This is a genomic window from Rhodoplanes sp. SY1 (assembly GCF_046000175.1).
Classification (GTDB): domain Bacteria; phylum Pseudomonadota; class Alphaproteobacteria; order Rhizobiales; family Xanthobacteraceae; genus Rhodoplanes.
The window spans coordinates 1-7,128 of sequence record NZ_JBEOMB010000054.1; the positions used below are offsets into that span (position 1 = coordinate 1).

General features: G+C 69.7%; 5 protein-coding genes. 1 reads left to right on the forward strand and 4 read right to left on the reverse strand.

Translation table 11 applies throughout. The annotated features are described in order from the left end of the window. Together ABTU92_RS15325 and ABTU92_RS15330 are read right to left on the reverse strand one after the other, a co-directional pair. The coding region (locus ABTU92_RS15325; RefSeq protein WP_408092089.1) for a glycosyl hydrolase 108 family protein at nucleotides 1-528 on the reverse strand (528 nt) is incomplete at its 3' end. An 84-nt stretch (nucleotides 529-612) separates the two neighbouring features. Next, nucleotides 613-2,331 carry a DUF2793 domain-containing protein gene (locus ABTU92_RS15330; protein ID WP_408092091.1) on the reverse strand — a complete coding sequence of 573 codons (1,719 nt, stop codon included), beginning with the start codon at nucleotides 2,329-2,331 and terminating at the stop codon, nucleotides 613-615. A 208-nt stretch (nucleotides 2,332-2,539) separates the two neighbouring features. Here ABTU92_RS15330 and ABTU92_RS15335 point away from each other — a divergent pair, with 208 nt between their 5' ends. Further along, complete coding sequence (locus ABTU92_RS15335) at nucleotides 2,540-2,875, forward strand: hypothetical protein (RefSeq protein ID WP_408092093.1); 336 nt, start codon at nucleotides 2,540-2,542, stop codon at nucleotides 2,873-2,875. A gap of 483 nt (nucleotides 2,876-3,358) precedes the next feature. On the opposite strand, the gene ABTU92_RS15340 is transcribed toward ABTU92_RS15335, so the two are convergent. Further along, on the reverse strand, nucleotides 3,359-3,523 hold the full coding sequence (locus ABTU92_RS15340; protein WP_408092095.1) for a hypothetical protein: 165 nt from the start codon (nucleotides 3,521-3,523) through the stop codon (nucleotides 3,359-3,361). Between the two features lie 27 nt (nucleotides 3,524-3,550). Beyond that, nucleotides 3,551-7,128, reverse strand: a 3,578-nt coding sequence (locus ABTU92_RS15345) for a glycoside hydrolase/phage tail family protein (RefSeq protein WP_408092097.1), incomplete at its 5' end; no start/stop codon positions are given.

Below are 7,128 nucleotides of genomic sequence, written 5' to 3' on the forward strand. Positions count from 1 at the left end.
GCCCGCCTGCGCCTCGAGAACCATCCGCACGCCGATCGCCTCCATGCGGGCGTTGCGGGCGAGCCAGCCGCGACCGAACACCGGGAAGGTGCGCAGCGCCCGATAGAAGCTCGCCCGCCGGGCGCAGGCGCGCTTGACGATCCCGATCTGGTCGGCGCTCGCCGCCGCGAGCCGCGCCAGCGCGGCCGGCGACCGCTCCGCGGTGCCGAGCGCATGGGCCATGATCTTGGGCGCCGCGCCGGTGCCGGAGTTCACGGCGATGTCGAACACGATCTGGTCCGGCCCCTTCGGCCAGGCGTGACCGAGCATCGGCCGCCAGTAGTTGCCGGCGTAGATGTCCTGCAGCTCCGCCTCGGTGATGAAGCGGACGCTGCGGTCCGGCAGCCCGTGCGCGGCGCGCCAGCGGCTGTACTCGCGCTGGATGATCCCCCGCATGGTCGGCCCGCCGGGATCGCGCGGATGGTCGGTGAAGCCGCCTTCCTCGCGCAGCGTGTTGGCGAGGCAGCGCGCGTAGTTCTCCTGTGCCATGGAAACGTCCTCGGTTAGACGATCAGCAAAAGCCGCACGCCATCGCGCCGGCACGTCGAGGCGCGAGAGGCCCCGTCGTCACGCTCACCCGAGCCCGCACCACAGCGTCGTGCGCGCCGCGCCCGGGGCGGCGCCGACCCACGTCGCCGTCGATCCGGACCCGCTGTTCCCCAGCACCGTCAGGTAGTGATAGCCCTCGGCGAGACCCGCGCGTTCGAGGCCGATGCCGCCCGGCATGGTGGCCTGCGCGCCGCTCCAGGCCTGGCCGTAGGCGATGGCGTCCTCGGCCGTGCCGTCGACGGCCAGATAGCTGCGCACGTCCGCGTAGAGGACGGTGTCCGCGAAGACGAGCGGATTCAGCCAGGCGCGGACCGTCTCGTCGCTCCACACCAGGAGCTCGATGCGGATCTCGGTGTTCACCTCGGCGATCGTGGTCGAGGCGCGGGTGCGGTTCGTCGTGAAGCCGTTCTGGCCGTGCAGGCGACGGCGGTTGAAGAAGCTCCGCACCAGCCGTTGCGTCGGCGTGTCGGCGAAGGCCGGGCCGGCGACCGGGCGGGCCATGCCGACCAGCGAGCGGCTCGCGTCGCCGCTCTTGATCATGTGGCCGAAGGTGGCGTCGACGGCCGGCGCCGTGGTCGAGGCTTCCAGCGTCATCGTGCCCGCGACCATCGCGGCGTAAACGTAGTAGAGCGTCCCGGCCGAAAGCCCCGACGCGGCCAGCGAGACGCCGTCGACCGGGACGACCTCGTTGGTCCCGCCGATGAACAGATGGCGTCCGCCGTGACGCGACAGCAGGATGCTGGCCCCGCTCTTGGCGAGGCGGCATTGGGCGAGCGGCGCCACCACGGCCGTCCCACCGTCGCCGCCGGTGCCTCCTGCCAGGGCCCGCCAGCGTTGGGCGGCCGAATCGTACTGCAGCAGCGCGACCGCATCGGCCGCGATGGAGAGATCGCCCGGCAGGGCGAACCGGTTGTCGGCCGCCGACGACAGGCTCTCGTCCTTCAGGACGATCGGCGCGGTCCCGACATTGTGCAGCATCAGCACGCGGCCGGCGCTGCCGCCGGCGAGGCCCGTGAGGGTGCGCGCCGTCGTGCCGGCGAGCCGCATCACGGCCGCGGCCGCGAGCCCGGCGGGGGCGTAGTCGTTCTGGTCGACGTCGATCGCACTCGGCGAGACCGTGCCGGCGAGTGCGAGGCCGGCGGCGATGCGGGTCGCGCCGGAGGCGGCGTCGACCGCCAGCGCGTCGTGCCAGGTCGTGCCGTCCGGCGAGACCTTGACGCGCAGATCGTCGTCGCCGGCGAGCCCGATCTCGGCGCGCCCCGAATAGGCGGTCTGGAACAGGAGCGACAGCGTCTTGGCCGCGCTCTCCTTGGAGAGCTTGTAGCGCAGGTCGCCGGTGCCGCCCTCGGCGACCGAGCGAGCGACCCACAGCGCGTTGTTCAGCTTGGCGGCGAACGGGTTGGTCGCGTCCGCCGCGGTGCCGAGCCCGAGCCGCGTCAGGTTCTGCAGCGCGTCGATGCCGCCCCCGCCTTCGCCCCCGCCGCCGCCGACCGCCTGCCAGGCCGCGCCGGTCCAGGCGACCAGCACGCCCTCGTCGGCGATCCAGCACAGCCAGCCGATCGCCGGGTCGTGAAACTCCCAGCCGCCGTCGACGAAGTGCGCGATCGCATTGTCGTGCCCGGCGAAGGCGCCGCTGCCGGCCGCCTTGACCAGATAACGATAGCCCGCGGCGGGCGAGGCCGGCGGCGCGGCGAGATCGCGGTCGACGACCGCGAGCATCACCAGCGCGTCGAGCCGGTGCAACGCCTCGTTGTGGGCTACGCGCTGTTAAGTGATTCACCTAACTGAATCAGGTATTTAAGTTATCCACTGGCATGTTTTTGGCGCGTATAAATTTTTTGCCAGAAGCACTTATCCCGTGATGAGGTGCTTGGGATTTTATTGACAGGAAGATTATTTTGTAGGAATATTTATTCGGTGGTTGGGATAATTATAACAAAAGGAAACAGCCATGGATGCAAATGATAACCAAATTCTCAATTTCTTCAGAGTCGCAGATAGCCAATCTGAAAAATCAATACACCAGCTAAGCCTTTCATTTATTGTCGATCCGTCGAAAGACATTACCGTAGCTTTTATAAACAGCGGAATAGCTGCGGCCCTTGGCGCCAAAGTGCAAATCACTCTTGATGACCAATCCCTTATCGAAGACGGTTCCGCTGACTGGTTTGACAGCCCCCTTGGGTATCACTCCAAATCTGGGGGAGAGCGCATTATGAAACCTGTCACCGGAGTGCGGCTGGCCGTCTATGATGGTCTTTGGGACTTCACCGTCCGCCAAGTTTGATGATTCCCTGGACTTTAACAGGGAGTATCCGATGGCGCCACTTAAATGGCGCTTTTCGTTACAGCTTCAGGTAGGCAATCCAAAGACCGCAAATGGTCAATGTGGTGTAGATCACCCACTTCCACTCGGCTTTATAAAACTCAATCATCCAGTGAACTAAACGGGAAGTCCAATGTCGCTTCACGCGACCGCCAAGCATGATGATTGGACTCAGCGGATCATTCTCGTACGGTACGTACTCGCCTTCGTACCAGTTTCTGAAGCTCTTAATAAGGCACTTCCTGCACCCGTCAGCCATGGGGGTTGTCCGTGTTGTTGCACGGAGTCCCATATAGCGCGCCAAAAGTGATTTGTGTCGAGCAATCCACAGGGAAGATCGCCGTCCCCACAAATCACCGCTTGAAAAATTGTCCGCACCGTGCGCGGGCGATCCCGCTTGACTGTTGGTGTCTGGCGCGTGTTTGGCGACGACTCGTTGCCCCCTCATTGACGGCATTGCACTTTTTTGCCCTGTAATGCCCTCACGCGCCACTCAATAAGTGTGCCACAACAGGAACTTAGGGCTGAAATCGGCTGATTGTGGGTGACGTGCTTCTGGGCCTGGGCGGCCGCGATCAGCGGCAGCCCGAGATGGAGCGTCTCGGTCATGGCGATGTCCGGAGAGATTCGGGTTGATCAGACGGCGAGCACGGCGGTCGCGGCGACGCCGCGGCCGGCCGTCGCGGAGAGCTGGACGACCCGCACCGCGAGGCTCGCCTGCGCGACGCCGAAATCGGCGATCTCGTCGGCGGCCGCGTAGAGCACCGACGGCGCGGTGGCGGCGAGCGTGCGCACCACCGCGCCGCCGCTCAGGATGTCGACCTCGTAGGCCTCGGCGCTTTCCCCGAGCGGCACCTCGGCGACGTCCCAGGAGTCGCCGTCGCGGCGGGTGCGGCGGACGAGCGTGATGGTGACCCCGGCGGCGCTCCGCCGGCCGCGGACATGCACCGGGGCGAGCGGCTGCAGCATGGTGGGCCGCGGCGTGATCGTGATCACGACGGCGCTGGCGTCGTCGTGGGAGCGGCTCGCGGCGACGACCCGCAGAGTCATGGTACGGCCGATCATGTCGGGACCGCGCGCGACCGTCCGCAGAACGTCGTCGAGCTTGACGAAGGTCGCGCCGGCCGCGAGCGGCCGGATCGCGTGCTCGCTGCCGGCCTGGCCGCGCAGCAGCCGCGACACGCGCCAGGTGCCCGCCGCGACCAGCTCGGCGGCGGCGAACTGGATCACCTCGCAGCCGCCGTCCGGCGCGGCCAGCACGGCCGCGTTGCCGCCCGCCAGGAGCGCCGCGTCGGTGATCGCGGCGAGCCCTCCGGTCACCAGCCGCACCCGGAAGACGGTATGCCGGTCGATGCGCCACGGCGGACCGGCCGGCACCGGATCGAGCGTCTCGCCCATCACGGCCGGCACGGTCGCGGTGGCGATCCGCTCGAAGCTCTCGCCGTCGAACGAGCGCCACACGGCGAGCGCGCCGGGCCACGGCGCAGCCGACACGGCGATGCGGGCCAGCACCGTGTCGGGATCCCCCGGCAGGCTCGGCAGGTCGAGCCCGACGACCGCGGCGGGGCCGACCGCGGCGGGGAGCACCGGCGTCGTCGGCACGCGGCTCGCGAGCGGCAACGCGAACACCTCCGGATCGGTCGACTGCGCCGTGACGGTGCGGCTGTGTGCGTCGACGATCTCGCGGATCTCGAACAGCCGCCGGCGGCCCGCGACCGTGAGGCCGATCACGTCGCCGGGCAGCAGCGCGAGCCGCGACGGCGGCAGCGCGAAGGTCGCGGTCTCGCGCGACGCCCACAGATCCTGGAGGCGGATCTCGGCGCGGCGCTCCGCCTCGGCCCGGTCCATCACGACGGCGAGGTCGGCCTGTAGGAGGCGGCGCGCGGCGCCGACCAGCCGGCGCGACGGCACGGCGGCGCGCCGGTAGTCGGCGTCGACGTCGCTGAAGCCGAGCGCGACGGCGGCCGGCAGCTCGGTCTCCTGCGCCCGCACCAGCCGGGCCGGCGCCCCCTCCTCCGGCTGGACGAGATCGTCCTCGTCGATCTCGGCGACCGGCGGCCCGCCGCGCGGTCGGAACACCAGGGTCGGGCCGTCCGCCACGGCGTCGAACGCGAAGGCGGCGGCCAGCGGCTCCATCGCGGCGCGCGGCGTCATCGGCCGGTCGATCACGGCACCGGCCGGCCCGTCGCCGAGCCGGCGCGGGTCGCAGCCCGTCACGCCGGCGTCGGCCAGCATGGCGGCGACGAGCCCGTCGAGCGGGCAGCCGCCGAGCCGGCCGGTGAGCCAGTGGCCGGTCTCCCAGTTGGGGCCGTCGCTCCACACGTCGGTCGCGGCCGGGAACACCGGCCACGGCCTTGCGTCCCAGGTCCACAGCGTGACGGTGGCCGGATCGACCATGCGGCCGCCATAGACGGGCGAGATCGGGTTGCTCTCGGAGGTCGCGCCGTGCGCCGGATCGAACGTCGTCAGCACCGCCTCGAGATGGCGGCGCTGGATCAGGTCGTCACGGCGTCCGGTGGAGAACCACGGCAGGCCGCTCTCGGAGGATTTCGGGTCGGGAAACACGCTCGGCTGGTTGGCGCCCTTGTCGACCGCCGGACAGTCGACCTCGGTGAGGCGAATCGGCTTCGACCTCGGCACCCAGGCGGTGGGGGTCGGCAGCCGCACGCCGCCGACGCGCTCGTGATGAGGATTGGACCAGAAGCTCCAGATGTCCTTCTGACGATACATCCATGGCTCGCCGGGCTCGTCGGTGATCGGTGAGCGGACCTGCGCCGTGCGGTCGGCTGCGCTCGCGTAATACCAGTCGAACGCCTCGCCGCGGCGCAGATTGCCGGCGAGATACGCGCGGTCGTGGATGTCGTCGGTGAGCGCCCGGTCGAGATGGTCGGCGGTGTCGCGCCAGTCGGCGAGCGGCGCATAGTGGTCGATGCCGATCGCGTCGATCGCCGGCGACGCCCACAACGGATCGAGCGGGAAGCGCACCTCGGTCGCGGCCGCGTCGACCACGTGGGCGCCGTACTCGGTCCAGTCCGCCCCGTAGGTGACGGCCGTGCCGGCGCCGAGGATCGCCTTCACCTCGGCGGCGAGCGCGACGAGCGCGTTCACGGCCGGGTAGACGCCGGAGGCGCTACGCACCCGCGTCAATCCGACGAGCTCGGAGCCGATCAGGAATCCGTCGATGCCGCCAGCCGACGCGGCGAGCGCCGCGTAGTGCAGCACCATGTCGCGATAGCGCGATCCGCCGGGATTACCGATGCCGAAGAAGACGTCGACCTGCGCCTGTGCCGAGATGCTGCCGTCCGCCGTGCCGGGGCGGCCCGGCGCCGGGTCGCAGGTGATGCGGCCGCGCCACGGATAGGCCGGCTGCGACGCGGCGCCGGTCCACGGATCGGGCCGGCCGCTGCCGGCCGGCACGTCCATCATCACGAACGGATAGAGCGTCACCTTCAAGCCGCGCGTCTTCAGCGCGGCGATCAGGTCGCGCACCGCCTGGTCGGACGGCGTGCCGCCGAACGCCGGGCGCCCGTCGATCTGCGAGACGAGATGGGCGTTCGCGCGAACGACGCCGGCGACCGACCAGACGAGCGGATGCGTCTCCTTGACGGCGGAATCGACGCCCGGCCGGATCTCGCAATGGCCGGCGCGCAGATCGGAGCCGAACCAGGCCACCACCACGGCGACCTCGGCGAGGTTCGGGCACGTCGCCTGGAGTTCGTCGAGCGCCGCCTCGACATCGGACGCGGCCACGGCGACGTGTCGGTTCTCGGCGCCGGTGCGACCCGGCCCGAGGAGCTGCACCACGGTCGACGGCGCGTAGCCGAACTCGGTGGTGCCCGGGATCAAGGTCACGGCCCGCACCATGCGCTCGAGGGCGCCGACCGGCCGCAGCAGCTCGAAGGCGAGCTGCGGGATACGATTGCCGTAGGGCGCGAGCGGCAGGCGCTCGAACACCACATAGGCGAGTCCGCGATAGGCCGGCGTTCCGGTCCCACCCTGCCGCGCGACGATCAGCGGATCGGCCGGCTGCCCCTCGTCGCCGCGATGGATCCGCATCGTGACCGTCGTGAGATCGAGCACCTCGCCGTCCGCCCAGACTCGGCCGACGCGCCCGATCGGTCCCTCGCACAGGCCCACGGCGAAGTTCGCATAATAGGTGTAGGTCGTCGTCGTTGTGGTCGTCGTGCTGCCGCCGCCGCCGGACGAGCCGATGC